This window comes from Streptomyces gardneri, from assembly GCF_006539185.1.
Classification (GTDB): Bacteria; Actinomycetota; Actinomycetes; order Streptomycetales; family Streptomycetaceae; genus Streptomyces; species Streptomyces gardneri.
Genome location: NZ_BJMN01000021.1, coordinates 41,638 through 67,403 on the forward strand (window position 1 = coordinate 41,638; position 25,766 = coordinate 67,403).

The 25,766-nt window shown below is 72.8% G+C and carries 21 protein-coding genes and 2 pseudogenes; 13 read left to right on the top strand and 10 right to left on the bottom strand.

What is annotated here, in order from left to right:
* The first annotated feature begins 4 nt into the window (after positions 1 to 4).
* Complete coding sequence (der, locus tag SGA01_RS16815) at positions 5 to 1,453, top strand: ribosome biogenesis GTPase Der (protein ID WP_141297314.1); 1,449 nt, start codon at positions 5 to 7, stop codon at positions 1,451 to 1,453.
* A gap of 84 nt (positions 1,454 to 1,537) precedes the next feature.
* Here the strand turns inward: der and SGA01_RS16820 are convergent, their stop codons facing one another.
* The gene (locus SGA01_RS16820; RefSeq protein ID WP_371866042.1) at positions 1,538 to 1,966 is read right to left on the bottom strand and encodes a hypothetical protein; all 429 of its coding nucleotides are present in this window, start codon (positions 1,964 to 1,966) and stop codon (positions 1,538 to 1,540) included.
* A gap of 212 nt (positions 1,967 to 2,178) precedes the next feature.
* Positions 2,179 to 2,961 (bottom strand): DUF8842 C-terminal domain-containing protein, encoded by a 783-nt coding sequence (locus SGA01_RS16825; protein ID WP_055644328.1) that lies wholly within the window; start codon positions 2,959 to 2,961, stop codon positions 2,179 to 2,181.
* A gap of 217 nt (positions 2,962 to 3,178) precedes the next feature.
* Between SGA01_RS16825 and SGA01_RS16830 the strand changes: the two genes are divergently transcribed.
* Positions 3,179 to 3,853: a LysM peptidoglycan-binding domain-containing protein gene (locus SGA01_RS16830; protein WP_229918017.1), complete on the top strand. Its 675-nt coding sequence runs from the start codon at positions 3,179 to 3,181 to the stop codon at positions 3,851 to 3,853.
* A 2-nt stretch (positions 3,854 to 3,855) separates the two neighbouring features.
* Here the strand turns inward: SGA01_RS16830 and SGA01_RS16835 are convergent, their stop codons facing one another.
* The 3 genes from SGA01_RS16835 to SGA01_RS16845 are packed head-to-tail and all read right to left on the bottom strand — an operon-like array spanning position 3,856 to position 7,513.
* Positions 3,856 to 4,515, bottom strand: coding sequence for an ATP-binding cassette domain-containing protein (locus SGA01_RS16835; RefSeq protein WP_141297315.1), 660 nt, complete (start codon positions 4,513 to 4,515; stop codon positions 3,856 to 3,858).
* Positions 4,512 to 7,124 carry an ABC transporter permease subunit gene (locus tag SGA01_RS16840; RefSeq protein WP_141297316.1) on the bottom strand — a complete coding sequence of 871 codons (2,613 nt, stop codon included), beginning with the start codon at positions 7,122 to 7,124 and terminating at the stop codon, positions 4,512 to 4,514. The genes SGA01_RS16835 and SGA01_RS16840 overlap by 4 nt, the downstream gene beginning before the upstream one ends.
* On the bottom strand, positions 7,112 to 7,513 hold the full coding sequence (locus tag SGA01_RS16845; protein WP_141297317.1) for a hypothetical protein: 402 nt from the start codon (positions 7,511 to 7,513) through the stop codon (positions 7,112 to 7,114). Before SGA01_RS16845 ends, SGA01_RS16840 begins: the two co-directional genes overlap by 13 nt.
* 123 nt (positions 7,514 to 7,636) lie before the next feature.
* Here SGA01_RS16845 and SGA01_RS16850 point away from each other — a divergent pair, with 123 nt between their 5' ends.
* The 4 genes and pseudogenes from SGA01_RS16850 to SGA01_RS16865 form a co-directional block, all read left to right on the top strand.
* Positions 7,637 to 8,164 carry an MTB12 C-terminal domain-containing protein gene (locus SGA01_RS16850; RefSeq protein ID WP_141297318.1) on the top strand — a complete coding sequence of 176 codons (528 nt, stop codon included), beginning with the start codon at positions 7,637 to 7,639 and terminating at the stop codon, positions 8,162 to 8,164.
* On the top strand, positions 8,142 to 9,437 hold the full coding sequence (locus SGA01_RS16855) for an ABC transporter substrate-binding protein (RefSeq protein ID WP_141297319.1): 1,296 nt from the start codon (positions 8,142 to 8,144) through the stop codon (positions 9,435 to 9,437). The genes SGA01_RS16850 and SGA01_RS16855 overlap by 23 nt, the downstream gene beginning before the upstream one ends.
* 77 nt (positions 9,438 to 9,514) lie before the next feature.
* Positions 9,515 to 10,801, top strand: a complete 1,287-nt coding sequence (locus SGA01_RS16860; protein ID WP_141297320.1) for a glycosyltransferase — start codon at positions 9,515 to 9,517, stop codon at positions 10,799 to 10,801.
* Positions 10,802 to 10,876: 75 nt separating this feature from the next.
* Positions 10,877 to 11,944 (top strand): annotated as a pseudogene (locus tag SGA01_RS16865) (helix-turn-helix transcriptional regulator); the annotation flags it as partial.
* 1 nt (position 11,945) lies between these two features.
* Here the strand turns inward: SGA01_RS16865 and ctaD are convergent.
* A pseudogene (gene ctaD, locus SGA01_RS16870) lies at positions 11,946 to 13,844 on the bottom strand (aa3-type cytochrome oxidase subunit I); the annotation flags it as partial.
* A gap of 53 nt (positions 13,845 to 13,897) precedes the next feature.
* On the opposite strand from ctaD, the gene SGA01_RS16875 reads away from it, so the two are divergent.
* Positions 13,898 to 14,113 carry an I78 family peptidase inhibitor gene (locus SGA01_RS16875; protein WP_055644338.1) on the top strand — a complete coding sequence of 72 codons (216 nt, stop codon included), beginning with the start codon at positions 13,898 to 13,900 and terminating at the stop codon, positions 14,111 to 14,113.
* 73 nt (positions 14,114 to 14,186) lie between these two features.
* Here the strand turns inward: SGA01_RS16875 and SGA01_RS16880 are convergent, their stop codons facing one another.
* Entirely contained in the window at positions 14,187 to 15,002 is an 816-nt protein-coding gene (locus SGA01_RS16880) for a phosphatase PAP2 family protein (RefSeq protein WP_371866043.1), read from the bottom strand.
* A 472-nt stretch (positions 15,003 to 15,474) separates the two neighbouring features.
* On the opposite strand from SGA01_RS16880, the gene SGA01_RS16885 reads away from it, so the two are divergent.
* Positions 15,475 to 17,232, top strand: coding sequence for an MFS transporter (locus SGA01_RS16885; RefSeq protein WP_141297323.1), 1,758 nt, complete (start codon positions 15,475 to 15,477; stop codon positions 17,230 to 17,232).
* Between the two features lie 42 nt (positions 17,233 to 17,274).
* Here the strand turns inward: SGA01_RS16885 and SGA01_RS16890 are convergent, their stop codons facing one another.
* Positions 17,275 to 17,709: a cell division protein SepF gene (locus SGA01_RS16890; protein WP_141297324.1), complete on the bottom strand. Its 435-nt coding sequence runs from the start codon at positions 17,707 to 17,709 to the stop codon at positions 17,275 to 17,277.
* 311 nt (positions 17,710 to 18,020) lie between these two features.
* On the opposite strand from SGA01_RS16890, the gene SGA01_RS16895 reads away from it, so the two are divergent.
* On the top strand, positions 18,021 to 19,319 hold the full coding sequence (locus SGA01_RS16895; RefSeq protein WP_141297325.1) for a DUF5685 family protein: 1,299 nt from the start codon (positions 18,021 to 18,023) through the stop codon (positions 19,317 to 19,319).
* 58 nt (positions 19,320 to 19,377) lie between these two features.
* Here the strand turns inward: SGA01_RS16895 and SGA01_RS16900 are convergent, their stop codons facing one another.
* Both SGA01_RS16900 and SGA01_RS16905 read right to left on the bottom strand, forming a co-directional pair.
* Complete coding sequence (locus SGA01_RS16900) at positions 19,378 to 20,355, bottom strand: ABC transporter substrate-binding protein (protein WP_141297326.1); 978 nt, start codon at positions 20,353 to 20,355, stop codon at positions 19,378 to 19,380.
* Positions 20,352 to 20,831 (bottom strand): GNAT family N-acetyltransferase, encoded by a 480-nt coding sequence (locus SGA01_RS16905; protein WP_141297327.1) that lies wholly within the window; start codon positions 20,829 to 20,831, stop codon positions 20,352 to 20,354. The genes SGA01_RS16900 and SGA01_RS16905 overlap by 4 nt, the downstream gene beginning before the upstream one ends.
* 435 nt (positions 20,832 to 21,266) lie before the next feature.
* Between SGA01_RS16905 and SGA01_RS16910 the strand changes: the two genes are divergently transcribed.
* The 4 genes from SGA01_RS16910 to SGA01_RS16925 all read left to right on the top strand — a co-directional run bounded on the left by SGA01_RS16910 (position 21,267) and on the right by SGA01_RS16925 (position 25,766).
* Complete coding sequence (locus tag SGA01_RS16910) at positions 21,267 to 22,124, top strand: amino acid ABC transporter permease (protein ID WP_055644345.1); 858 nt, start codon at positions 21,267 to 21,269, stop codon at positions 22,122 to 22,124.
* Positions 22,121 to 23,950, top strand: coding sequence for an FAD/NAD(P)-binding protein (locus tag SGA01_RS16915; protein WP_141297328.1), 1,830 nt, complete (start codon positions 22,121 to 22,123; stop codon positions 23,948 to 23,950). Before SGA01_RS16910 ends, SGA01_RS16915 begins: the two co-directional genes overlap by 4 nt.
* A 92-nt stretch (positions 23,951 to 24,042) precedes the next feature.
* Entirely contained in the window at positions 24,043 to 24,963 is a 921-nt protein-coding gene (locus tag SGA01_RS16920; RefSeq protein WP_141297329.1) for an amino acid ABC transporter permease, read from the top strand.
* Positions 24,960 to 25,766, top strand: coding sequence for an amino acid ABC transporter ATP-binding protein (locus SGA01_RS16925; RefSeq protein WP_141297330.1), 807 nt, complete (start codon positions 24,960 to 24,962; stop codon positions 25,764 to 25,766). The genes SGA01_RS16920 and SGA01_RS16925 overlap by 4 nt, the downstream gene beginning before the upstream one ends.

A 25,766-nucleotide genomic window follows, 5' to 3' on the forward strand; every position in this document is an offset into this window, starting at 1 on the left:
CTTCATGAACGACCAGCACGACCACGGGGCGCTTGGCGACGCCGAGTACACGGAGTTCATGGAGCTCGCCGCGGAAGAAGGCTTCGACGTCGAGGAGGTCGAGGGCGCGATCGAGGAGGCCGGGCACGGCCCGCTCCCCGTCCTCGCCGTCGTCGGCCGTCCGAACGTCGGCAAGTCGACCCTGGTGAACCGCATCATCGGCCGCCGCGAGGCCGTCGTCGAGGACAAGCCGGGCGTCACCCGTGACCGCGTCACCTACGAGGCCGAATGGGCCGGGCGCCGCTTCAAGGTCGTCGACACCGGCGGCTGGGAGCAGGACGTCCTCGGCATCGACGCCTCCGTCGCCGCCCAGGCCGAGTTCGCCATCGAGGCCGCCGACGCCTGCCTCTTCGTCGTGGACGCCACCGTCGGCGCCACCGACACCGACGAGGCTGTCGTCAGGCTGCTCCGCCGCGCCGGGAAGCCGGTCGTCCTCGCCGCCAACAAGGTCGACGGACAGTCCGGCGAGGCCGACGCCGCCACGCTCTGGTCCCTGGGCCTCGGCGAGCCGTTCCCCGTCTCCTCGCTGCACGGCCGCGGCACCGGCGACCTCCTCGACGAGGTCCTGAGGAAGCTGCCCGAGGCCCCCGAGCAGCGCTTCGGCAGCGCCGTCGGCGGCCCGCGCCGCATCGCCCTCATCGGCCGCCCGAACGTCGGCAAGTCCTCCCTGCTCAACAAGGTCGCGAACGAGGACCGGGTCGTCGTCAACGAGCTGGCCGGCACCACCCGCGACCCGGTCGACGAGCTCATCGAGCTCGGCGGCGTGACGTGGAAGTTCGTCGACACCGCGGGCATCCGCAAGAAGGTCCACCTGCAGTCGGGCGCGGACTACTACGCCTCCCTGCGGACCGCCGCCGCCATCGAGAAGGCGGAGGTGGCCGTCATCCTCATCGACACCACCGACAAGATCTCGGTCCAGGACCAGCGCATCATCACGATGGCGGTCGAGTCGGGCCGCGCCATCGTCATCGCCTACAACAAGTGGGACGAGCTCGACGAGGAGCGCCGCTACTACCTCGAGCGCGAGATCGAGACCGAGATGCAGCAGGTCACCTGGGCGCCCCGGGTCAACGTCTCCGCCAAGACCGGCCGTCACATGGAGAAGCTGGTCCCGGCCATCGAGACCGCCCTCGCCGGCTGGGAGACCCGTGTCCCCACCGGTCGGCTGAACGCCTTCCTCGGTGAGATCGTCGCGGCCAACCCGCACCCGATCCGGGGCGGCAAGCAGCCCCGCATCCTCTTCGGCACGCAGGCGGGCACCAAGCCGCCGCGGTTCGTGCTCTTCGCCTCGGGCTTCCTGGAGGCCGGCTACCGGCGCTTCATCGAGCGCCGTCTGCGCGAGGAGTTCGGCTTCGACGGCACCCCGATCCACATCTCGGTGCGCGTGCGCGAGAAGCGCGGCCGTAAGAAGTAGTCCGTGGGCGGTCCGCCGCGCGGATCGACGGAACGGCTGAGGGCCGGGGCTGGTAGCCCCGGCCCTCAGCCGTTCACGGATGTCTCAGAAGCCCCTGCGGGGGCCCGGCGGGAGCGCCGCCGGGGTGTGGTGCTGCTGCGCCGGCCACATCTGCGGATACGCGGAGGCGTACCGCTGACCGCTGCCGTAGCCCTGTACGGCTCCGTATCCCTGGCCGTTCCCGTACAGACCCGTGCTCGTGGTCGTACCGAAGGCCCGGAAGGCCACGTCCTCCTCGCCGCTGCGGTCACCCGGCAGCGTCCGGAACGACCGCCGGTACTCCGAGAGCAGGGCGTCGTAGATCGGCGTGGGCGACTGGCCCGCCGCGACGTCCTGCGCCGGGCGCATGGCGGGGATCTGGCTCGGATAGGGCTGGAGGAAGGGGTCGTATGGGTGCACGTACGTGCCAACGACCCCGCCGCCGGTCGGATGCGGGCGGCTCTCCGAAAGAGCGGCCCGCCGGGGGCGCGGCACGGTCGGCACCTCCGGCACCGCCGCGCCTCCCGTGCTCCTCGCTCCCGCCACCCCCAGGGGGGCACCCGCCGCCGGTCCACCGGCGCCGGTGAACCCCGCGGTGCCTGTCAATCCGCTCAGCCGGCCCGGCTGTCCCGGCCCTCCTGGCGTCGGGGGTCCCACCCGTCCGCCTGGGGCCCGCGGGGGCCTTATGCCGGGCCGGCCGTCGTCCATCAGGTACCGGCCAGCGGCATCGCCGCCGCCACCAGGCGCCCGTTCGCCGCGGCCTTCTCCAGGGCGTCGCGCAGCAGGTCCTCGCGCGGCTGCTGGCCGATGGAGCCCACCGGGGCGGCGAAGACCAGGACCGTGTGCGACTTGTTGGCCGCCGCGCGCCAGCCCTCGGTGACCTGGAGCGGCTGGTGCGCCTGCCACCAGGCGGCCTGACCGGCGCCGTTCGGCCCCGGCTGGAGGACGGAGTGCAGCTGGCCCATGGCGACCAGGACCGACCAGCCCGGCAGCGGCGCCGGCTTCTCGTTGAGATCGGTGACGGGCCGGAAGCCCTGCTCCGCGAGGAGCGGCAGGAACTCGTCGACGAGGCCGTCCGTGCCCGGGCGGGCCACGGGGGCGGTCGGCTCCACGACCAACGCCGGGTGCAGCTCGCCCTCGATCAGGACGAGACCGCTGGTGACGCCGAGCACGGCCTGCTCGGGGTGGGCGGCGGACAGCGCGTCGGCGGCGTCCGACGCGGTGATCGAGGCGACGGCTCCCTGGAGCTGCGCCTCGGCGACCTTGACGACCTGGGACGGGATGCAGCTGGCGTGGGCGAACGCGAGGACCGCGGTCTCCTCACCGACGAACAGCACCGTGCTGGTGCGCTCCTGCTCGGAGTCCCCCGGCGTGCGGCAGGAGGTGCAGTCGTAGCTGCCCGGGGCGTTGTCGCCGGCAAGCAGCCGGTCGGCTTCTTCGTCGCCGATCTCGGCGCGTACGTCCTCGCTGACGTCGAGCATGCGCGGCACGGGGGACTCCCTGGACTCGGTACGGGGGGACGCCGGGCCGTTCCCGGGCGTCTCATGCCGACTTCAACGGGTCAGGATCGGCCGGGGTCACGCGTGGAAGCGAGGCAACTTGCCGGTGGCTCGTGCGGCGGGGCCCGTGACTCCGACCGGGTGGGGTGTGAACAGTGTTCCGCGCGGCACGGGCCGGGGGTGCCGGGCGGCTGCCTAGCCTGCCCCGATGTCGAAGATCCGATTTTGGACGGCCGGTCCCGCGGTGGCCGCGGCGGCGGCGCTGATCGCCCTGACGCCGGTCTCCGCGCACGCCCGGGACGCGTCCGAGGGGCCGTGGGACACCGCCGTCGCGCCGCCGGCGGGGGCGCAGGCCGGGACCGTCGCGGGGGAAGTGTCGGGGGCCGTGGCCGACGCGGTCTCCGGGGCCCTCTCGTCCGCCGCCGACGCCGTGCGCGCGGCGGCCGCGGTGCCCGGCTACGCCTGCGCCGGCGACCAGTGGCCCTGGGGCTGCGTCGCCGAGTGCGAGAGCAGCGGCCGCTGGCACGTCAACACCGGCAACGGCTTCTACGGCGGCCTCCAGTTCTGGCAGCCGACCTGGGTCGAGCACGGCGGCACGAAGTACGCCCCGCGCGCCGATCTGGCGACCCGCCCGCAGCAGATCACGATCGCGGAGGAGGTCCTGCGCACGCAGGGCTGGGGCGCCTGGCCCGTCTGCTCCAAGCGGTACGGGCTGAGCGGCCGGGTCCACACCGTCCAGCCGGGGGACTCGCTCGGCTCGATCGCCCGGCGTTTCGCCGTCAAGGGCGGCTGGCAGGCGCTCTACGCGGCGAACCGGAGCCTCGTCGGGCCCGACCCGAACCGGATCGTCGTCGGCACGATGCTGCGGATCGCGCCGCTCTGAGGTCAGAGCGGCGCCCCTCGGGGGTACTCGTGCGGCTCCCCGCCCGACGCGCGGGAGCCGCGCCGCAGCTCCTGGACGAGCGAGCCGCGTGGCAGCCCCTCCGGTACGCGCTGCTCGGCGAGGACCACGGCCGCCCCGCGCTCCACGGCGAGCGCCGCGAGCAGCGCGTACGTACGGGCGGCGACCGGCGGGGCCATGCCGAGCGACGGCTCGTCGACCAGCACCACGCGTGCGGGCCTCAGCAGGGCACGGGACAGGGCCAGCATCCGGCGCTCCCCACCGGAGAGGGTCCCGGCGGCCCGGGACAGCAGGGGTACGAGCTCGGGGTACGGGGCGGGGGCGCCTCCCGGCACGGTGAGCGCGAGGTTCTCGGCGACGGTGAGCCCCTCGTACACCGCGCGCAGATCCGGTACGAAGCAGAGCCCGCGGCGTGCCCGCGCGTGCGGCGGGAGCCGGGTCACGTCGGCCCCGCGCCACAGGACCCGGCCGGAGGAGAGCCGGACCGTGCCGGCGAGGGCCCGCAGGGCCGTGGTGCGGCCCGCGCCGTTGCGCCCGAGGAGCACGGTGACGGTGCCGGCGGGCACGGGCAGGTCGAGGCCGTGCAGGGCCTCCAGGGGGCCGTAGCGGACCCGGGCCGCGCGCAGTTCGATCTCGACGCTCATGACAGGATCCGGCCGCCTTCCATGGTGTGCACGGTGTGGGCGATCCCGGCGACGAGGTCCGGGTCGTGCTCGACGACGAGGACCGTCAGGCCGTCGGCGGCGAGCGCGGCGAGGATCCGGGCGAGCGCGGCGGTCTCGGCGGCGTCGAGGCCGGCGGCGGGTTCGTCGAGGAGGAGTGTGTGCGGCTGCCCCGCGAGCGCGCGGGCCAGCTCGACCCGGCGCAGCGTCCCGGTCGGCAGGTCGGCGGCCGCGCGGTGCCGTACGGGGCCTGCGAGGCCGACCAGCCGCAGGCTCCGCTCGACCGCGGCGGGGTCCCCGCGGACCCGGCCCCGGTCCGCGCCGAGGCGGACGTGCTCCTCGACGGACAGCGACGGGAACACGGCGAGCCGCTGGAAGGTCCGGGCGATCCCGAGACGCGTCCGGGCGTGCGCCGGGCGGGAGGTGATGTCGGCGCCGCCGAGCGTGATCAGGCCCTGGTGGTGCCGGGGGCGGAGGGTACCGGCGAGGCAGTCGAAGAGGGTGCTCTTGCCGGCGCCGTTGGGGCCGACGAGGGCGGTGATGCGGGCGGGGGTGAGGGCGAGCGTGACGTGGGAGAGGGCCGTGATGCCTCCGGGGTAGGTGAGGGTGAGGTCGTCAGCGCGGAGTTCCGGGGCGGGGGCCGATGCGGGTGCGCGGCCCGGTGCGGGCCGGTGGGGGTGCGTCCGGCCTTCGGCCGGACGGGCGTTCCCACCCGCATCACCCGTGCGGGGTGTCGACAGAGGTGCGGGTCTTCCTGCGGGGGGTTCGGCGCCGTCGGCGGCCGACGGCCGGTGACGGCGTGCCCGGCCGCCCGCCGGTTCGGTGGCCTTGGGGAGCAGCAGCGTCGTCAGCGGGGGGAGGCGGCCCGACTGGGTGGCCAGGAGGCCGATCAGGGCCGCTGCCGTGCCCGCCCGGGGGCCCGCGTCCAGGGTCACCAGGAGCGCCGCCCCCACCAGGGGCGTGAGCAGGCTGTCGGCGCCGGCGCCGAGGACCAGGACGGCCGCGAACCAGAGCAGACCGCGCACCGGGTCGTACGCCTCCGGGTCGAAGGCGCGCAGCCCCATGCCGAGCAGGCCGCCGCCGAGGGCCGCCAGGGCCGCGCCCAGGACGAAGGCGAGGAGCTTGAGGGCCGGGACCGGGACGCCCGCCGCCTCCGCGCCCGGTTCGTGGTCCCGCAGGGCGGCCAGCGCGCGGCCCGTGCGGCCCCGGCGCAGCGCCGCCACCAGGGCCAGACAGCCGGCCAGCAGCACCAGCTCCAGGGCGTAGAAGGCGCGGTCGTCGGAGAAGCCCGCAGGGCGGCCCAGGGACAGGCCCGCCGTCGCGTACGGCTGGGTGAGGACGAAGCGGCTCACGGCCACGCCGGTCGCCAGGGTGGCCAGGGCGAGGGCCAGGCCGTGACGGCGGATCGCCGGCCAGGCCGTCACCAGACCGGCCAGGGCCACCATCGGCACCGCGAGCCCCAGCGCCAGGAGGACCGGGACGCCCGCCGTGGCCAGCAGGGCCGTGAACAGCGCGCCCAGGCCCGCGTACGCCGCCTGGCCGAGGGCGATCTGGCCGCCGCGGCCCGCCACCACGACGAGGGACAGCAGGATCATCGCGAGCGCCGGGACCTGCACCGCCGTGTGCAGGTCGGAGCCCGCGAAGCCGAGGGGGAGGAGGAAGAGGACGCCGATGGCCGGCCAGAGGAGGGTGGGCACGGGCGGGGTGGGGGGCGGTGGGGGCAGGGCGTCCCGGCCCTTGCCGCCGACGCCCGGCAGGACCAGCGCCGCCACCAGGAGCGCCACCACGAAGAGGTTCGCCCCTAGCGCCTGCACCAGCGGGCCCGCCCATCCCTCCGGGTGCAGCCGTGTCATCTGCGCCTGGGCCACCCCGATCGCGACCGCCGCCACGATCGCGACCGGCAGCGAGCGCATCCGGGCGATCACCGCGACCGCGATCACCTCGATGACGAGCAGGGGCATCCCGTACGGGTCGAGCCGTACGTACGGGGCGAGGAGCACGCCCGTCAGCCCGGCCGTGAACGAGCCGAACGCCCAGCCCGCCGCCGCCACCCGGTCCGCGTCCACCCCCGACAGGACGGCGAGCGGACGGTTGTCGACGACCGCCCTCAGCTCCCGGCCGAACCGGGTCCACCGGGTCACCGCCGTCACCAGGCAGGCCAGCGCCACCACCGCCGCCAGCTGTGCCCACGGGTCGTCACCGAGCAGCACCGGCGCGTCGTCCCGTGCCCCGACGCCCCACAGCAGCGCCGCCCCGCCCACGAGCAGCACGAAGACGCCGATGGAGGCCACCAGGGTCTGCGCCGGGTTCGAACCGAGGAGGGCGAGCGGGCGGAAGACGCCCCGGTCCAGGACGAGGCCGATGCCGGGCGCCACCACCAGGAGCGTGACCAGGGCGCCCAGGGGCAGCGGCCAGTCCCACACGACCACCAGCTGCCGCAGGACGTACGCGCAGATCATCGCGACGGCGCCGTGCGCCAGGTTCAGCACGCCCGTCGCCCGGTAGGTGACGATCAGGCCGATCCCGGTGAGCGCGGCGGCGCTGCCGACGGCGAGGCCGGCGAGCGTCAGTTCGTACGTCAGGGAGGCCATGGCTCACATACCGGGCAGGGGTCCAGGGGCGCGTCGCCCGCCTCCGTCGCCTCCGCCTTGCCCGCCACCAGCGGGCAGTCGGGGCGATGGGCCAGGGTGCCTCCGGGCACCCGGAGGGGCGGGCCGTCCGAGGAGGGCGGGGGAGTCTCCGCGGTCTCGGGCGGGGGCGCCCGGTCCGGTGGGCTCGCGGGGAGCAGGAGCGCCGCTGCGACGAGCACCGCGCCCGCCACGACCAGCGCCGCCCCCGGCACCGTGCACGAGGCCAGATAGGGCAGCTGCCGCTCGGCGAAGCGCTCGCCGGAGATCCCGTACCAGCCGAGCACACACAGCACCGCGCCCACGGCGGCCGCCGTGACACCGCCCCACAGCAGGATCCGGGACCTCTGCACGGGCCTCCCTCGTCGCTCCCTTTTCTTGCACTATGCTCTGGTTTCTTGCGCTATGCCCCTGTTCGCCCCACTCTGGAAGCAGCAGGCCGTACGGCCTGGAGAGACACCCGGTGGTGAGCCCAGATGGTTCTCGAACGACTCGGCGGACGTCCCCGGCTCGCTGCCCTCGCGGCCGCCGCCCTCCTGGCCCTCGCCCCCGCCGTCGCGGGCTGCTCCGACGACTCGACGTCCGGCAGCCAGGTGTCGGAGACCCCGCCGCCCGGGATGACCGCCCTGCCGCCGGGGGAGGACGAACCCGCCGACGCGGCCGCCGCCGAGGCGGAGATCACCAAGAACTGGACGGCCTTCTTCGACCCGAAGGTCCCCGCGGCCGAGAAGGTGAAGCTCCTGGAGAACGGCGAAGCGATGCAGCCCGTCCTCGCCGCCTTCGCCGGCGACAGGAACGCCGCCATGACCTCGGCGAAGGTCACGGGCGTCGAGTTCACCTCGGCCACCGAGGCCAACGTCACCTACGACCTGCTCGTCGGCGGGGCCCCCGCCCTGCCCGACTCCCAGGGCACCACGATCCTCCAGGACGACACCTGGAAGGTCTCCGTGAAGACCCTCTGCGGCCTGGTCGAGCTGAGCGGTGTCACCGTTCCGGGCTGCTGAGACGGTCGCGGCTCTGCTCCTGGCCGTGCTGCTCGCGCTCCTCGCGGGGTGCGGCAGCCGGCTCCCGGAGCGGGCCTTCGAGACGCGGCCCACCGCCAACCCCCCCTCCGGCGGTGAGCCGCTCCGCGTCGGGATCATCACCAGCGCCACGAGCCCGGTCGGCGGGCAGGCCTTCATCGGTCCGCGCGACGGAGCCCGCGCCTACTTCGACGCGCTCAACGCCCGCGGCGGCCTCGACGGACGCCGGGTCGAGGTCGAGACCTGCGACGACGGCGGCAGCGGCGTCGGCAACAACGCGTGCGTGCACCGGCTGATCGACGAGCGCAAGGTCTTCGCGCTCGTCGCCACCACCGCCCTCGACTACGCGGGCGCGCCGCTCGTCGCCAAGGCGGGCGTCCCCGACATCGGCGGCCAGCCCCTCACCCCCGCCTACGACACGTATCCGCACCTCTACGGGATCTACGGCAGCTCCGCCCCGCGCACCGGCGGGAAACCCGGCTGGAACGGGACGCTGTACGGCGGGACCGAGGTCTACCGCTGGTTCGAGCAGCAGAAGGGGGCCAGGACCGCCGCCGTCGTCTCGTACAACCAGGCCGCGTCGGCCGCGTACGCCCGGCTGGTCTCCGACGGGCTGCGTGCCGAGGGCTACCGGGTCGTCGACGAGCAGGTCGACTTCGCCCTGCCCAACTTCCGCGCGGTCGCCGCCGATCTGCGGGACCAGGACGTCGACCTTCTCTTCGACGCGATGGACACCCATGGCAACGTCCGGCTGTGCGAGGCGATGGAGGCGCTCGGGGTCCGCGTCGACGCCAAGGTCACCAACGTCCAGAACTGGTCCTCCTCCGTCGCCGAGGACTACGCCCGCGCCCCCGGTTGCCGGAACGCCCTGTGGGTGACCGGAGCCAGCCGCAACCACCAGGACACCGGCCACCCCGCGGTCCGCGAGTTCCAGGCGGCCATGGGGCACCGGCCCTTGTCGCAGTGGCAGTTGGAGGGGTGGGCGGCGGCGATGTGGTTCACCGACGCGGCCCGCTCCTGCCTTGCCGGGGGCGGGCTCACCCGGGGGTGCGTCGAGGAGTTCCTGAACCGGCCGGAGCCGTACACCGCGCGCGGACTGCTGCTGCCCGTCCGCTTCGAGCACCTCGCGCGACCGCCCGAGACCCGTCACACCTGTCTGTCCGTGGCCCGTTGGGAGGACGGCCGGGGCTGGGTGGGGCAGGGCGACATGACGGACAACTGCGCGACCGTTCCCATGTTGGGCTATCGCCCGTGAAACGGAGGTACGTCCCGGCAGTACAGTCAGCGCGACCGACAGACCGACATCACTGACCGGGGGGAACCGGCAGCGCGATGCGTATCTCCTTTCTGCTCCACAACGGTTACCACTACGGCGGCACGATCCGGACGACGTTCACGCTCGCCGAGCAACTGGCCACCCGACACGAGGTCGAGGTCGTCTCGGTGTTCCGCCACCGGGACCGGCCGCTCCTCGGCCTCCCCGCGGACGTGACGCTCCGTCATCTCGTCGATCTGCGTGAGGACAGCCCGGATCACGACGGGCGCCACCCCGACCTCCACCGGCCCGCCGAGGTCTTTCCGCGCGGCGACGGCCGCTGGAAGCAGTACAGCGCGCTCACCGACGCCCGGATCGGGGAGTACCTGCGCGGCGTCGAGGCCGACGTGCTCGTCGCCACCCGTCCCGGGCTCAACGTGCACCTGGCCCGGCAGGCCCGGCGGGGGCCGGTCCTCGTCGGCCAGGAGCACCTGGTCCTGGCCGGCCACAGCCGCCGGCTACGGCGGGACATCCGGCACGAGTACCGGCTGCTCGACGCCGTCACGACGGTCACCGAGGCCGACGCCCGCGCCTACCGGAGGCTGGGGCTGCCCGGCGTACGGATCGAGGCCGTGCCCAACAGCGTGCCCGCGCCCGCCCTGCCGCCCGCCGATCCCGCGGCGCGGACCGTCGTGGCGGCGGGCCGGCTGACCCGCGTCAAGCGGTACGACGTGCTCATCGACGCCTTCGCCGAGGTGGCCGCGGACCACCCGGACTGGACGCTGCGGATCTACGGCACCGGCGACGCGGTCGAGGACCTTCAGGGGGAGCTGGCCCGGCAGATCGAGGAGCGGGGCCTCGGCGGGCAGGTCTTTCTTATGGGCGCCGTCCATCCGATGGAACCGGAGTGGGCCAAGGGCTCGATCGCCGCGGTGACCTCGCGGCGGGAGTCCTTCGGGATGGCGATCGTGGAGGCGATGCGCTGCGGGCTGCCGGTGGTGGCGACCGACTGCCCGAACGGGCCGCGCGAGATCATCGAGGACGGGGTCGACGGGCGGCTCGTGCCCGTCGACGACGTGGCCGCGGTCGCGGCGGCGCTGCGCGGCCTCGTCGAGGACGACGAACTGCGCGCGAAGACCGCGCGGGCGGCACTCGCCTCCTCCGAACGCTTCGACCCCGCCCGGATCGCGGCCCGGCACGAGGCGCTCTGGACGGAACTCGTCGACCGGGGCGCGAGCCGGCGCACCCACTCGGCGGGGCACGCGAGGCGGCACCACGAGATCGGCCGGGCCGTCGACGCGCTCTACCTGCTGAGGGCGAAGGCCGCCCGTCCGGTGCGCGGCCTGCTCCGCCGCCTCCACTGACGGCCTTTCGATCCTCCGGCCCTCGCGGTCGCATCGAGGACCGTAACTGTCCGCGAGGGCTGACAGACTCGAGGCATGTTGGAGACCTCCGCACGGCTGCTGCGTCTGCTCTCGCTGCTCCAGGCCCACCGGGAGTGGTCCGGTGCCGATCTCGCCGACCGGCTCGGGGTGACCTCGCGTACGGTACGGCGCGACGTCGACCGGCTGCGCGAGCTCGGCTATCCCGTGCACGCCAGCCCCGGGACCGGCGGTGGCTACCAGCTCGGGGCCGGGGCCGAGCTGCCGCCGCTGCTCCTCGACGACGAGGAGGCCGTGGCGGTCGCCGTCGGTCTGCGCACCGCGGCCGGCCAGGGCGTCGAGGGCATCGGCGAGACGTCCGTACGCGCCCTCGCCAAGCTGGAGCAGGTCCTGCCGGCGCGGCTGCGGCGGCGGGTCGGCGCGCTCACCGACTTCACCGTGCCGATGCTCCGGACCCCTCGGGAGCGGGTGGACCCGGAGGTGCTCACCGAGCTGGCCAACGCCTGCCGGGACAGCGAACGGCTCCGCTTCGCCTACCGCGACCACGGCGGCGCCGCCACCCGCAGGACCGTCGAACCGCACCGGCTGGTCTGCACGGAGCGGCGCTGGTACCTCGTCGCCTGGGACGTCGACCGGGGCGACTGGCGGACCTTCCGGGCCGACCGGATCGAGCCCAAGCCGCCGCACGGCCCGCGCTTCCCGCCCCGGGAACCGCCCGCCGACGACCTCGCCGCGTACGTGTCGAAGGGGGTGTCCGGCTCGGCCTACGCGACGGAGGTGACCGTCCGGCTGTTCGTCCCGCTCGCCGAGGCCGCCGGGGTCGTCGGTCCGATGGACGGGGTCCTGGAGCCCGAGAGCGAAGGGACCTGTCTGCTGCGGGCGGGGGCGCACAACCTCCAGGTCGCGGTGGTGCACGTGGTGCTCATGGGGCTCGACTTCGAGGTGGTCGAGCCACCGGAGCTGACGGAACGGGTCCGCGACCTCAGGGACCGGCTGTCCCGCGCTCTCGCTCGGACGGAGGGGGAGACGGCGGCGGGCTCGTGATCCGCATCCGCTCGAAGGCCGCGAACTCCGGGTGGCGCAGGTCGAAGGCCGGCGACTCGGAGCGGATCCGCGGCACGGAGTCGAAGTTGTGCCGGGGCGGCGGGCACGAGGTCGCCCACTCCAGCGAGCGTCCAAAGCCCCACGGGTCGTCCACGTCGACCTTCGCGCCGTACCGGTGGGTCCACCACACGTTGTAGAGGAAGGGCAGCGTGGACGCGCCGAGCAGGAAGGCGCCGATCGTCGACACCGTGTTGAGCGCCGTGAAGCCGTCCGCGGCCAGGTAGTCGGCGTACCGCCGGGGCATGCCCTCCGCGCCGAGCCAGTGCTGCACCAGGAACGTCAGGTGGAAGCCGACGAACAGCGTCCAGAAGTGCATCTTGCCGAGCCGCTCGTCGAGCATCCGGCCGGTGAACTTCGGCCACCAGAAGTAGAAGCCGGCGAAGGTCGCGAAGACGACCGTGCCGAAGACCGTGTAGTGGAAGTGGGCCACGACGAAGTACGAGTCGGTGACCTGGAAGTCCATCGGCGGCGAGGCGAGGATCACCCCGGTGAGCCCGCCGAAGAGGAACGACACCAGGAAGCCGACCGACCACAGCATCGGCGTCTCGAAGGAGAGCGAGCCCCGCAGCATCGTCCCGGTCCAGTTGAAGAACTTCACCCCGGTCGGCACCGCGATCAGGAAGGACAGCAGCGAGAAGAACGGCAGCAGCACCGCGCCCGTCGCGAACATGTGGTGCGCCCAGACCACGACCGAGAGGCCGGTGATCGCCATGGTGGCCGCGATCAGCGTCGTGTAGCCGAAGATCGGCTTGCGGGCGAAGACCGGGATGATCTCGCTGACGATGCCGAAGAACGGCAGCGCGATGATGTAGACCTCGGGGTGGCCGAAGAACCAGAAGAGGTGCTGCCACAGCAGGGCCCCGCCGTTCTCCGGCTGGAAGACCACGGAGCCGAGCCGCCGGTCCGCCTCCAGGACGAGCAGCGCCGCCGCGAGGACGGGGAAGGCGACGATCACCAGGACCGCCGTGAAGAGGATGTTCCAGGTGAAGATCGGCATCCGGAACATGGTCATGCCGGGGGCCCGCATCCCGATGATGGTGGCGAGGAAGTTCACCGAGGTGAGGATCGTGCCGAAGCCCGAGAGCGCGAGCCCCATGATCCACAGGTCGACGCCGACGCCCGGCGAGCGCTCCAGGCTGTTGAGCGGGGCGTAGGCGGTCCAGCCGAAGGCGGCCGGGCCGCTCGGCGTGAGCAGCGAGCCGATCACCATCAGGCCGCCGAAGAGGAACAGCCAGTACGAGAACATGTTCAGCCGCGGGAAGGCGACGTCGGGTGCGCCGATCTGCAGCGGTACGAGCTCGTTGGCGAAGCCGGCGAAGGTGGGCGTGGCGAAGAGCAGCAGCATGATCGTGCCGTGCAGCGTGAAGGCCTGGTTGAACTCCATGTTCGACACGAGCTGGAGCCCCGGGCGGGCGAGCTCGGCCCGCATCAGCATGGCCATGAGCCCGGCCAGCAGGAAGAAGACGAACGAGGTGACCAGGTAGAGGTGGCCGATCTTCTTGTGGTCGGTCGTGGTGAGCCAGTCGATCAGTACGCGGCCGTGCCGCTGTCGGGCCGGTTCGACGGTCGGGGTCGCTGTCTCGGTGCCCATCGCTGCCTCCGCCTCGCCCCCGGGGGTGTCTTGCCGGGCATCGGGACATGATGCGGGCAGCGGGCCGGCGGGGGAGGGAGGCGGCGGGGGCGGTTGCTCCGGTCGGCCGACACTCCCCGGCGGAGTCGTCGTAAGCGTTGTGTAAGGGAAACGTGAGGGCACGGCGTGCGAGGTCCGGATAATTCGCCGCGTGACGCCCGGGGAACGGGGAATTCCCCGGGATTTCGCCGGTGCCGTGATCCCCTCGTGCGAAGTGCCGGAGCCTCTTCGGAATTGCTGGAGAATCGACCCGGAACTGTCCCATCGAGTGATGGTCGGCGTGTCAAACATATGTCGAGAACTTGTGACACAAGCGTGACCGCGAAGAGGCTAACGTGAGGCCCATGTCACCCACATCGCGCACTCCCGAACCGCCCCGCGACGCTCCCGAGTCCTATGTGGGACTGGATGCGGACGGCGCCGAGCGGCTCGCCAGGGCACGGGGCTGGAAGGTCGTCAGGTCCCTGCCGCCCGGCTCGATCATCACCATGGAGTACCTGTCCGGACGCATCAACTTCGAGGTCGAGGACGGCGCCGTCACCCGCTGCTGGCTGGGCTGACGGGCGGAGCGACGAACGCGGGAAGGGCCCCGGACCGGGTTCGGTCGGGGCCCTTCCTCGATGTCGGGGGCGGTCAGCCGCGGGTCGCCGGAGCGCGGCCGCGGGCCACTCCCACGGTCTCGCGGACCGGCTCCTCGGACCCGGCCGGACGCTGCGGGAAGAAGGCCGGGCGCGGGCCACCGGAGGCCACGGGCAGGGAGGGCACCAGCCGGCGGCGGTCGCGCAGCCGCTCCAGCAGACGGTCGCGCATGGCGAGGATCCAGGACTCCGCCACCGCGAGGAGCGGCTCGCACCAGGGCAGGGCGAGCAGGACCAGCAGCCCCGCGGCCCAGCCGAGCACCACGTCGCTCAGCCAATGGGTGCCCAGATACACGGTGGTGAGACCGACGCCGAGCGCGACCACCGCGGAGGTGGCGGACAGATAGCGCCTGGCCCGTGGGGTGGTCGCCAGGTAGGCGAGGATGCCCCAGGTCACGACCGCGTTGGCGGTGTGCCCGGAAGGGAATATGTCGCCGCCCGCGAAGAGCTCGGCGGAGCCGACCTGTGTCGCGTAGTGGGGGCCGAGACGGCCGAGTCCGAGCTTGACCGCGCCGACCGAGACGTTGAGCAGCAGCAGCGCGGCGCCGAGACACAGCAATGGCCGCAGGGTGTGCTGGCGCCAGGAGCGCCAGCCCAGCCATGCGGCCACCATGACGGCCGTGGGGCCGCGCTGACCGAGGACGACGTAGTAGTCGAGGAAGGCGTGCAGTTCGGGCCACTGCTGATAGGGCCGGAACAGCATGATCTTCCAGTCGAGGGTCACCAGCCAGGTCGACAGCACCACCGCGACGACAATGGCCAGATAGAACGCCGACGCCCCGCCGAAGAGCGCGAGACGCGTGCGGGTCATCCGAGGGACCTCTATCTTCGGCGGTTCCGGCTCCCGGTCCAGCCGGGCAAAGATGTCGGTACGCACCCAATCGACGTTACAGGGAGTGAGAAGCAGACCCGGTCGTTCCGGTGCCTTCGTGATGACCATGTGATGTGGAGTAGGTCTCAGTCGCCACTCCATTCCCGGCGTCCGTCGGTAAATCCGATGACCTTCAGCCCTATTGGCGGTGCGGCTCTTTCCGGAAGAGTGTTTGAGCGCAGGGGAATTGCCTCAAACAGATATACGTACGGAATTCCATGCGACGCGCGGCCCGCTCCGAGTGGCGTACGCCACACGGGGAGGCCCGCCGGGGTGAGAGCTGCGCCACGCGCTCGGGGCTTGAACTCGCGTACGCTGACGGCTCACTCGCCCGTCGATGTCGGGCCGCCCCAGGGGCATACGCCCTGGTCGGCGCCTGCCGAGCGCGAGAGCTTCACTGGGAGGTACGTACATGCAGCGGACGATCACGGCCCGAGCACGAGAGCGTGCCGCCGACGGCGGAACCAACCGCTGGGTCGTCCTTTTCGTCCTCTGCGTCAGCCTCCTCCTGGTCGCCCTCGACGCGACCATCCTTCACGTCGCCGTCCCCTCGCTCACCGAGGACCTGCGCCCCAGCTCCACCGCGCTGCTCTGGATCGTCGACGCCTACCCGCTGATCTGCGCCTCGCTGCTGATCCTCTTCGGCACCCTCGGCGACCGGGTCGGCAGACGGCGGGTCCTCCTCCTCGGCTACGCGCTGTTCGGCGTCGCCTCGGCGGTCGCCGCCCTCGCCACCGAGCCGGGGGTCCTCATCGCGGCCCGCGCGCTGCTCGGTGTCGGCGGCGCCATGATCATGCCCGCGACGCTCTCCATCCTCCGGACGGTCTTCCCCGACCGGCGGGAGCGCGCCACCGCGATCGGCATCTGGACCGCCACCGCCGCGATCGGCGCCGCCACCGGACCGGTGCTCGGCGGCTTCCTCGTCGAGAACTACTGGTGGGGCTCCGTCTTCCTCATCAACATCCCGCTGATGGCGCTGATCCTGCCCCTCGGCCGCCGCCTCCTCCCGGAGTCCCGCGGCGCCACCGACGGACCCTGGGACGTCCTCGGCGCCCTCATGGCCGCCGCCGGAGTCCTCGGCTGTGTCCTCGGGGTCAAGCGCGCCGGAGCCGGCGAGCCGCTGCTCGCCCTCCCGACCGCGGGGCCGCTGCTGCTCGGCGCCGGACTCCTCGTCCTCTTCGTCCGCAGGCAGAAGCGGCGCCCGCACCCGCTGATCGACATGCGGCTCTTCTCCCGGGCCGCCTTCACCACCTCGGTCGGCTGCATCGTCATCGGCATGCTGGCCCTGGTCGGACTGGAACTCATCGCCGTCCAGTACCTCCAGCTCGTCCTCGGACTGAGCCCCCTGGAGACCGGGCTGCGGCTCCTGCCGCTCACCTTCGCCGCCATGGCGGCCGGCGCCACCGGCTCGTACACCCTGCGCAGGATCGGCCCGCGCCGGATGGTCGGCTGGGGCTTCGTGCTCACCGCAGGCGCGGTGCTGCTGCTCACGTTCATGGGCCAGGACGACCGGCCGCTGCTGCTCACGGTGGGCTTCGTGCTGCTCGGCTTCGGCCTGCAGACCACGCTCTTCTCGGCGTACGAGTCGATGCTCAGCGAGGCGCCGCAGCGGAGCGCCGGCGGCGCGGCCGCGATCGGGGAGACCTCGTACCAGCTCGGTGCCGGCATGGGCATCGCGCTGCTCGGCAGCGTGATGAACGCCGCGTACGCCCCCGGGCTCGCCGCGGTCCCCGGGGTCCCGGCGGAGGCCAGCAGCGCCGCGTCGAACTCCCTCGGCGAGGCCTACAAGGTCGCCGACCAGCTCGGCGGCACGGCGGGCGAGGCCCTGCACCAGGCCGCGCGGCACGCCTTCGTGAACGGTCTGCACATCACGCTCTGCGTGAGCGCCGTGCTGCTGCTCATCGGTGCGGTGATGGCCCGGCGACTGCCCCGGGTCATGGAGTGCCCGGCGGAACCGGACGAGTCGTGTGACTCGTACGAGGTGCACGAGTCGTACGAGTCGCGTCAGCCGGCCACGTCGTGCGAGCCGATCGAGGCCCGTGAGCCGATCGAGACGCGTGAGTCGATCGAGGTCCGTGAACCCGCCGAGGCCCGTGAGGCCGCCGAGCCGCGGGTGCCCGCGACCCGGGAAGCGATCGAGCCCGCCGGCTCCGGACGTCCGGCGCACTGACCCGATCCCTCGGGTGGTGTCCGGTCGGGCCGGCGGGCCCGCTCAGCTCTGGTTGAAGAAACCGTCCTGCGGACGCCGACGGGTCTCTCCGCCGACGATCTGGGTGTCGGCGGGAGTGAGCAGGAAGACCCGCGTCGCCACGCGCTCGATCGAGCCGCGCAGGCCGAAGGCGAGACCGGCGGCGAAGTCGACCACGCGCTTGGCGTCGTTCGGCTCCATCGCGGTCAGGTTCACGATCACCGGAACACCGTCCCGGAAGAGCTCTCCGATGCCCCGGGCGTCCCGGAAGCCGTCCGGGGAGACGGTGGCGATCCGGCGGCCCTGCTCCTGGGCGGTGTCCGTGGCCACCCGGACACGGGGGTCCGTCACCCAGGCGTCGCCGTTCTCGGCACCGTCGGCGTACTCGTCGTCGTAGTAACGCTCGTCGTTGTCCTCGACGAGTCCCAGCCAGGCACTTGCCTTGCGCACCGATCCCATGGACGCCTCCTTTCAGCGCGGTCACTTGTGGTTCCGCAATCCCTATCGTCGTCCATGATGCGGATCGCGCGCCAAGCGGATACACGCCGCGCAGGGGATTCGTGACGGTACTGGTGCAGAACGTGAGCGTCGATTCCTGGCGATACGTCAGGAAACTTGCGGTATGCGGGGCCTGACGGAGGGACGTGCAACTTAAAATATGAAAGTCGGGCCAGAAGGGTGACGGTGGGCGCGTACGGGTGAACGACCCTGCTCGCTACGATGCCGCGAAGCCGCTCGACGGCACTTCGCACGGCGCACGGGGGAAGCTCATGTTCGGAATCGTCAGACCTTGCACGCACCGGCTCACCGACGGGCTCAAGACCGAGTGGATGGCCCACCTCTGCGGCCTCTGCCTGGCACTTCGCGCGGACCACGGGCAGTTCGCCCGGGTCGTCACCAACTACGACGGGCTCATCGTCTCGGTCCTGACGGAGGCTCAGACAGGGGTGACCGCGGCGGGCCGTCGCACGGCCGGGCCCTGCGCGCTGCGCGCCATGCGGACCGCGCCCGTGGCCCAGGGCGAGGGCGCGCGCCTCGCCGCCGCCGTCTCGCTCGTCCTCGCCTCGGCGAAGGTACGGGACCACGTAGCGGACCGGGACGGCCTGTTGGCGCGCAAGCCGGTCGCCGCGGCGGCCCGCCGGGTCGCCCGCTCCTGGGACAAGGCCGGGGCCAGGACCGGCCGTGCCCTCGGCTTCGACACCGCCGTCCTCGTCGATGCCGTCGACCGGCAGACCGGGATCGAGACCCTCGCGGGACTCGGCACCCCCCTGCTCACCGTCACCGAGCCGACCGAGACCGCGACCGCGGCCGCCTTCGCGCACACCGCCGTCCTCGCGGGACGCCCGGAGAACGCCGTGCCGCTCGCCGAGGCCGGCCGGCTCTTCGGCCGCCTCGCCCACCTCCTCGACGCCGTCGAGGACCAGCAGGCCGACGCGGCGGCGGGCGCCTGGAACCCGCTCACCGCGACCGGCACCTCCCGGGAGGAGGCCCGCCGACTCGCCGACGACGCCCTGCACGGGATCCGGCTCGCGCTGCGGGACGCCGAGTTCGCCGACGGCAAGCTCGTCCACGTCCTCCTCGCCCATGAACTCCGGACCTCGGTGGACCGCGCCTTCGGCACGACGAGCTGCTCGCACGGGGCGCAGGGGCAGGGGCAGGGGCCGGTGCACGGGCAGGGCCCGGTGCCGGGGAACCCGTACGCGCCCCACGGGTCGGGACCCGTCCCCGGCAACCCGTACGCTCCGGGACCCGGCGGCCCGGGGGGACCCGGTGGGCCCTACGCCCCCGGGCCCGGCGGCCCCGGTGGTCCCGGCGGACCGTTCCCGCCCGGGCCGCCGAACCGGCGCGGCCTGATAGCCGGGTGCGCCCTCTGGGTCGGTCTGGCCTGCACCTGCCAGATGTGCTGCGGGACCTTCGAGGACCCCTGGAGCCGGCAGCGTCGCGAGGGGCTCTGCCAGCAGTGCGACCCCGGCAGCTGCTGCGACTGCTGTGACTGCTGCAGCAACTGCTCCTCCTGCTGCGAGGGAGACGGCTGCTGCGGGGACTGCAGCTGCGGCTGCGACTGCTGACACCCCGTCGGGCACCCGGCCTCCTCGCCGGGCGCCGCCCGCCCCGCCCGCGCACCCGCTACTTCGTCGGCGCCGGGATCTCCGGCGGGGTGATCTGCGACCGCTCGATGCCCGAGCCCGTCACCCCCCACTTCTTCAGGATCCGGTCGTACGTCCCGTCGGCCTTCAGGCCGTTCACCGCGGCCTGGAAGGCGGGGGCGAGCGGGGTGCCCTTCTTGAAGGCGAAGCCGACGTCGAGCCGGCGGTACTCGTTGAGGAACTTCACGTTCTTCTGCTGCGTCACCGCGTAGCGCACGCCGTTGATCGTGCTCATCAGGACATCGCTGCGGCCCTGCTGGAGCGACATCCAGACCGCTCCCGTCTCGTTGAAGACGTTCACCTCGTACGCCGGCTTCCCGGCCTCCGCGCACCGGCCCTTGTTCTTCTCCAGGGTCTGCTCGAAGGTGGTGCCGGCCCCCGTCGCGACCTTCAGCCCGCACAGCTGCGTGAGGTCGGTGACCGCCTTCAGCGAGCTGTCGGACCGGGTGGCGAAGCCCTGCCCGTCGTTGATGTACGTGACGAAGTCGATCGTCTTGCGCCGCTCCTCGGTCACGCCGAAGTTCCCGGTGCCGACGTCGTACTTGCCGCTGCTCAGCGCCGGCAGGATCGCTTCGAAGCCGACGACCTCCCGCTTCCACTCCAGCCCGAGGGCCTTCGCCACGGCGGCCGCGAAGTCGGAGTCCACCCCGGTCACGGTCTTGCCGTCGGGCAGATAGGTAGAGCTGGGCGGGGTCCCGACGGAGGTGGCGATCGTGAGGACGCCCCGCTGCCGGACGTCGGCGGGGAGCAGCTTCGCCGCTGCCTCGTTCTTCTTCACCGCCGACACCACGTCCTCGGTCGGGAGCGAGCCCTTCGCGGCGCCCGGCGCTCCGGAGGCCCCGGCCGGCGCGGTCGCGGGCTCGCCTCCGGAGCAGGCGGTGAGAGCGAGCGCGGCGGCGGTGATCAGCGCGAAGCCGAAGGTCGTGCGGGCGGTTCCGGAACTCGTACGCGTACTCATGGTTTCGGGTTCTCCAGGAACTTCTCGAACGGCAGGGGGCCGAGTGACTCGAGATCGGCGGACACGTCGAAGAGGGGCCGGTAGCCGGTCGCCAGATAGAGGCCCCTGGCCTCCGGCTGACGCGGACCGGTCGTCAGATAGACACGGGTGTAGCCGCGGGCGGCGGCCTCGCGTTCGAGCACGGTGAGGACACGGCGGGCCAGCCCGCGCCTGCGGTGTGCCGAGTGGGTCCAGATCCTCTTCAGCTCGGCGGTGTGCTCGTCGTAGCGGCGGTACGCGCCTCCGGCCACGGGCCGGCCCTGCTCCAGGAGGAGCAGGAAGGTGCCGTGCGGAGGGGCGAACTCCTCGGTCGGGTAGCGGCTCAGGTCGTCGGCGGTGCCGTACCGGGTCGTGTACTCGTGCGCCAGCTCGTCGAGGAGCGGGCGCGCCAAAGGGTCGGTGGTCGTGGTCCGGCGTACGGACAACGTGAACGTCATGAAGGTCCTTCAGGACGAAGGAGGGCAAAAGGGCAGGGCGAGGGGAGGGAAGAGCTCAGGCAGCCACGAAGGGCTCAGGCACCGGCAGGGGGCCCGGGTGTGAAGGCGCCGCGGAGAACAGCACGCGGGCAGGGAAGAACTGCGGGCAGAGCGGAGGGTCGGCTCAACAGGAAGAGGACCACACGCGACCGAAGTCGATGTGGGAGCGCTTGACCAGCTGCTGCGGATGCATGGGCCCCAGTGGAACAGGCATCCGTGCGGACGTCAACCACGATGAGACGTACGGCTCACAGTGCGGACACCCTTGACAGCAGGGCGTGTTGACCGCATAGCCTCGAAGGAGCGGATCGGGCTGAGGGGCCCGGATCCGTGCTCAGTGCGTGTGAAGGCGCACCCCGTGTTCGATCCGCCCCCTGGCATCCACGGAGCCTTCGCATGACCACGCCCCTCGCCACCCTCGTCAAGACCGACTCCACGGCCCCGCCCGCCGAGCCGCCTCCGCGCGTCGTCCCCACCCGTCGCGCCGGACAGTGGGTCACCGCGGCCGTCGTCCTCGTCCTCCTCGGCCTCGGACTCCTCTCGGTCGTCCGCAACAAGGCCTTCCAATGGGACGTCGTCGCGCAGTACTTCACCTCCGCGTCCGTCCTGCGCGGCCTCGGCCTCACCCTGTGGCTGACCGCCCTCGTGATGGCGCTGGGTTTCCTCCTCGGCACCCTGCTCGCCGTCTTCCGCCTGTCCGCCAACCCCGTGCTGCGCGCGGTCAGCTGGGGCTACGTCTGGTTCTTCCGGTCCACGCCGATCCTGGTCCAGCTGCTGTTCTGGTTCAACATCGGCGCGCTCTACCCGACCGTCCTCGGCGTGCACACGGTCAACCTCCTCGGCCCCGTCGCCGTCGCCGTCATCGGCCTCACCCTGCACGAGGCCGCCTACGCCGCCGAGGTCGTGCGCGGCGGCATCCTCTCCGTCGACCGCGGCCAGATCGAGGCCGCCCAGTCCCTCGGACTCGGCCGCCTGCGCCGGCTCACCCGGATCGTGCTGCCCCAGGCGATGCGCGCGATCGTCCCGCCCGCCGGGAACATGCTGATCGGCACCCTCAAGGGCACCTCGATCGTCTCCGTCATCGCCGTCCAGGACCTGCTCTACTCGACCCAGCTCATCTACCACCGCACGTACGAGGTCATCCCGCTGCTCCTCGTCGCGACCCTCTGGTACGTCGCCGTCACCTCGGTCCTCAGCCTCGGACAGCACTACGTCGAGCGGTACTACGCCCGGGGCACGGGAGGTGCCCGATGAGCACCCGTCCGAAGGGCCCCCGCCCCTCGATCGTCGTCGTGGGCGCCGGACCGCGCGGGACCGGCTTCCTCGAACGGCTCGCCGCGAGCCTGCCCGAGCTGTACGGCGACGACCCCCTCGACGTCCACCTCGTCGACCCGCACCCGCCCGGCCCGGGCCGGATCTGGCGCACCGAACAGTCCCCGCTGCTGTGGATGAACTCCCAGGCCGAGGACGTCACCATGTTCACCGACGAGACCGTGTCGCTCGACGGGCCTGTCAGGCCGGGACCCACCCTCGCCGACTGGGCCGACATCGAGGGCCGCACCTTCCCCACCCGCCCCCAGCAGGGCGCCTACCTGCGCTGGGTGTACGAGCGGGCCCTCGCCGCCCTGCCCGCCTCCGTCACCGTCCACGAGCACCGCACCACCGCGCTGCGCGTCGGCGGCCCCCGCGACGGACGCCAGCGGGTCTGGCTGGAGGCCGGCGCCGAGCCCCTCCTCGCCGACCTCGTCGTCCTCACCGTCGGCCACCTCGGCGCCGAACCCGCCCCGGAACAACGGGCGCTCGCCGACTTCGCCGCCCGCCACCGGCTCGTCCACCTCCCGCCCGACTTCACCGCGGACACCGACCTCTCCGCGCTGCCCGCGGGCGAGCCCGTCCTGGTCCGCGGCTTCGGCCTCGCCTTCGTCGACCTGATGGTGCTCCTCACCGAGGGCCGCGGCGGACGGTACGAGGGGGAGGGCGACGACCTCGTCTACGTACCCTCCGGCCGGGAGCCCGTGCTGCACGTCGGATCGCGGCGAGGCGTCCCGTACCACTCGAAGATCGGATACGCCCTCGACGGCGAACGCCCCCCGCTGCCCCGGTTCTTCGGGACCGAGCAGACCGACGCCCTCCTCGACCGGGACGGGCCGCTCGACTTCCGCCGCGACGTGTGGCCGTTCATCGACAAGGAGCTCGGCTGGGCCCACTACCACCGGCTCTTCTCCACCCACCCCGAGCGGACCGCCCTCGCCTGGAGCGACTTCGAGCAGGCCTACGCGGCGGCGCCACCGCGCGGAGCCGAGATCGCCGCGCTCGTCGCCGCCGCCGTCCCCGACCCCGCCGACCGGCTCGACCTGGACGGCCTCGACCACCCCCTCGACGGGGTCCGCTTCGGCTCCGCCGAGGCGCTCCAGGACGGCCTGCGCGCCTACGTCACCGACGACCTGAGCCGCCGTCACGACCCGGCCCACAGCCCCGACGCCGCCGTCTTCGCCGGGCTGCTCTCCGTCTACGGACAGCTCCTCAGGCTCGGCGAGCGCGTCGACACCGGCGGCTGGTGGCACGGCTTCTTCAGCTACCTCGCCTCCGGCCCGCCCGGGCCCCGGCTCCGGCAGCTCCTCGCGCTCTCCCGCGCCGGCGTGGTCCGCTTCCTCGGACCCCAGGTCACCGTCGAGACCGACGAGGAGCGCGGGGTCTTCCGGGCCGTGTCCGCCGCCGCGCCGGGGGAGTGGACCGAGGCGCGCGCCCTCGTCGAGGCGCGGCTGCCCGACCCCACCCTGGAGCTCACCGACAGCCCGCTGCTGCGCGCCCTGTACGAGGACGGTGCCCGGGCCACCGCCAGCGGACTCCTGGTCGTCGACCCCACCGACGCCAGGATCCTGGAGCGCGACGGGCGCCCGCACCCGCGCCGCTTCGCGCTCGGGCCGCACACCACCGCCCGGGCCGGCGGGGCCTTCACCCGGCCTCGTACCGGCGGGATCGCCTTCGGGCAGAACGACGTCGCGGCGCGGGCCGCCCTGTCCTTCCTGCGTGACCGGGCCGACCGGAGCTGTCGGCTCCCGGCCTCGCTGAGCGCCTGATCCGCGCCTCTGTTCTGCGCCCCTGATCCGCGCCCCTGATCCGCGCCCTGCTCCCGCTTCCTCGCTTCCCGACCCGTTCCCGAGGTACCGCCATGGCTCTCACCAGCGATCCGCCCTCCGCCGTCCCCCTCACGAAAGACCCGGAAGCCGCCGCCCCTTCCCCCACCCCCACGACGTCCTCGGCACCCGCCGACCTCGTGGTCGTCCCCGTCCGCCACCCCTGGCGCTGGGTGGCCGTCGCCGCCACCGCCGTCCTGCTCGCGCAGTTCGCCCACGGGCTCATCACCAACCCCGGCTGGGAATGGGACGTCTTCGCCGCGTTCTTCACCACCGAGACGATCCTCCGGGCCGTCTGGGTCACCCTCCAGCTCACCTTCTACGGCACGGCCCTCGGCTTCGCGATCGGCATCGTGCTGGCCTTCATGCGCCTCTCGGCCAACCCCTTCCTGCGGTCGGTCGCCTTCGCCTACATCTGGGCCTTCCGCTCGATCCCGCTCATCGTCCAGCTGCTCTTCTGGTTCAACCTCGCCTACCTCTACAAGGAGTTGAGCATCGGCATCCCCTTCGGGCCGAGCTTCCTCTCCTTCGACACGATGGGCCTCGTCGGGGAGATGAGCGCCGCCGTCCTCGGGCTCGCCCTCCACCAGGCGGCCTACGCGGCGGAGATCGTCAGGGGCGGCGTACTCGCCGTGGACGAGGGCCAGTCACAGGCGGCGGCCTCCCTCGGCATCCCCCGGCTCCGGCAACTGCGGCGGATCGTGCTGCCGCAGGCGATGCGGTCGATCCTGCCCAACGCCGCCAACGAGATCATCTCGCTCTTCAAGGGCACCTCGATCGTCTCGGTCATGGCGATCGGCGAACTCTTCTACCAGGTGCAGGTCGTCTACGGCCGCAACGGACGGGTCGTCCCGCTCCTGATGGTCGCCACCGCCTGGTACGTCCTGCTCACCACCGCGCTCTCCGTCGTCCAGCACTACGTCGAACGCCACTACGCGAAGGGGAGCGCCCGATGAGCTCCGCCACCACCACCGTCTCCGCCGCCGTCTCCGAGACCGCCACCGCCAAGGTCGAGATCCGCTCCGTCCACAAGAACTTCGGCCCGCTCCACGTCCTGCGCGGCATCGACCTCGACGTCCGGGCCGGCGAGGTCACCGTCGTCCTCGGCCCCTCGGGCTCCGGCAAGTCCACCCTCCTGCGGACCATCAACCACCTGGAGAAGGTCGACAGCGGCACGGTCAGCGTCGACGGCACCCTCGTCGGCTACCGCCGCTCCGGGAACAGGCTCTACGAGCTGCGGGAGCGCGACATCCTCAAGCAGCGCACCCGGATCGGCTTCGTCTTCCAGAACTTCCACCTCTTCCCGCACCTGACCGTCCTGGAGAACATCGTCGAGGCGCCCGTCTCGGCCCTGAAGCGCCCCCGCAAGGAGGCCGAGGCCGCCGCCCGGAAGCTCCTCGACCGCGTCGGACTCGCCGACAAGGCGGAGGCGTACCCCAAGCAGCTCTCCGGCGGACAGCAGCAGCGGGTCGCCATCGCCCGCGCGCTCGCCCTGGAGCCGGGGCTGCTCCTCTTCGACGAACCGACCTCCGCGCTCGACCCCGAACTGGTCGGCGAGGTCCTCGACGTCATCAAGGACCTGGCCGCCTCCGGCACCACCATGATCGTCGTCACGCACGAGATCGGCTTCGCCCGTGAGGTCGCCGACACCGTGGTCTTCATGGACGAGGGCCGGATCGTCGAACAGGGCCCGCCGGCCGAGGTCCTGGACAGCCCGCGCCACGAGCGCACCCGCGCCTTCCTCTCCAAGGTCCTCTGA